This window comes from Pontibacter rugosus (genome assembly GCF_042678745.1).
Lineage (GTDB): Bacteria > Bacteroidota > Bacteroidia > Cytophagales > Hymenobacteraceae > Pontibacter > Pontibacter rugosus.
Genome location: NZ_JBHTLD010000393.1, coordinates 1 through 1,783, shown reverse-complemented (window position 1 = coordinate 1,783; position 1,783 = coordinate 1). Strand labels below are relative to the sequence as shown.

2 protein-coding genes are annotated in these 1,783 nt (G+C 36.2%); both read right to left on the bottom strand.

Translation table 11 applies throughout. The features are described 5' to 3' along the window. Positions 1-33: 33 nt before the first annotated feature. Positions 34-1,128: a DNA cytosine methyltransferase gene (locus ACFQ2O_RS21470; RefSeq protein WP_377532921.1), complete on the bottom strand. Its 1,095-nt coding sequence runs from the start codon at positions 1,126-1,128 to the stop codon at positions 34-36. Then, entirely contained in the window at positions 1,118-1,642 is a 525-nt protein-coding gene (locus ACFQ2O_RS21465; RefSeq protein WP_377532919.1) for a hypothetical protein, read from the bottom strand. Before ACFQ2O_RS21465 ends, ACFQ2O_RS21470 begins: the two co-directional genes overlap by 11 nt. Positions 1,643-1,783: the final 141 nt, after the last annotated feature.

The window sequence follows — 1,783 nt, the reverse complement described above, 5'->3', positions numbered from 1 at the left end:
AGCTTTTCTTTAGACCAAATATCCATCCATTTCTTAAGTATGTTGTTTCAATTCAATTAAGAAGGTTTTAACTGATAATGCAATTTGATACGCTAATGGTACTGGAACCCCATTGCCTATCATTTTAAATTTCTTAGTCAGCTTTCCTGGAGTCTGCAATACATAATTATCAGGAACTCCTTGTATTCTTAAAGTCTCTCTTACCGATAATCTACGATTTTCAAAAGGATGCAGATGAACCTCATTGTTACCATAACAAGCTGTTGGACTATACTTGTTTCTGTGAAGTCTTTTAAACGATGGTCTATAAGTATCTCCCTCTTCGATGACATTTATCTTATCCGGATGTTTGAGATTAAAAAATTCTAGAGCATTCGGAATCTTCTCTTTCTCCCCATTAATCATTATTCGAGAAACGCAAAGTTCTTGTGGTGGAATAGGGAGATCTCCTTCATTAATATTTTTAAAACTAGGTTCTCCCCACTGATAACTTTTTGCTGCATCTGGATAAATTGGTTCAGGCCACCTGAACCAATTATTATCCGATATAGGTAAGCTGGCATTCTCAAATGCATCTCTTCTTACACCTATTACAAATAATCTCTCACGGTTTTGTGGCACACCGTAGTGTAAAGCATTTAGTATGGCATGACTTATAAAGTAGTCTTCCCGGTAAAGATCCAAAATTGAAAGAAAGTCATCTTTCGTATTTTTTAGTGAAACCAGGCCAGGAACATTTTCCATTACAAAAAAAGTTGGCTGAAAGTCCATTATTTTTTCGTAAAAATGATAGGTATGTGTACCTCTAACACCATCAAATCCCACTCTTTTACCTTGCAATGAAAAATCTTGACACGGTGGTCCCCCAACGATTCCAAACGACCTGTTTTTAATAATTTCTTGTAAATGTTTGGGGCGCACATCCGTTATGTCACCTATATAGGATATTTTCCTTGGCTCACCAGACCAGCTAGACATGCCCTCCTCATAAAACCTTGAGAAGTCTTTATCAAGTTCGTTGGAAAATGCGACTTCAAAACCTGCTTGCTCAAATGCTAAATCCATTAAGCCGCCACCGCTACAAAATGACAGAATAAGAATTTTATCTATATTGTTTTTATGATTCATATACTTTAGTCGTCTTGATGGCTTGATACCTTTCTGGTATTTCACCCAGCTTAACGTTGTAAAATGCTATATTCTTTCCAACCATATCTGTTAGGAAAGGCAGGTATTCGCTACCTAAATGGGAAATAGTAAATTCCTTTCCATCTCTAATCAGCACAGCATTCAGGTTACCATTGCGAAAATGTCGAAATGTTGAAAGATTCCCTTTAATGTCCCTGAATATTGAATCTGTCTCAGATAAAGGAAGGTTCCAATAAAACTCACATGTTGGTCGGTACAGGCATCTCTTACAGTTACTTGGATCTGGGTTTGCAAGCGCTTTACGATCATTATTCTCTATAAGAGAATTAATTTCCAACAACACTTCTCTTGCATTAGTCGCAAGTATTTCACAATCTCCTGGGGTGAATGCTATTGGGTATTCTTTTTCATTGAGGTCTATAATTGATAATTCATCAGGATATTTCTCAAATGCCTCATTGTACAAGTAAGCATATAGCTTTAGTTGATCCACATACTCATCTTTAACACTTTCTTCAAGAGAAAATATTTTGCCACTTTTAGAGGCTGTTTTGATTTAGTTGAGTAAAAAAGCAGGTGTCGGTTGTTGGGTAATAAAAGTTTACAGACTTATGACTTACCCAAGCGATTTAAC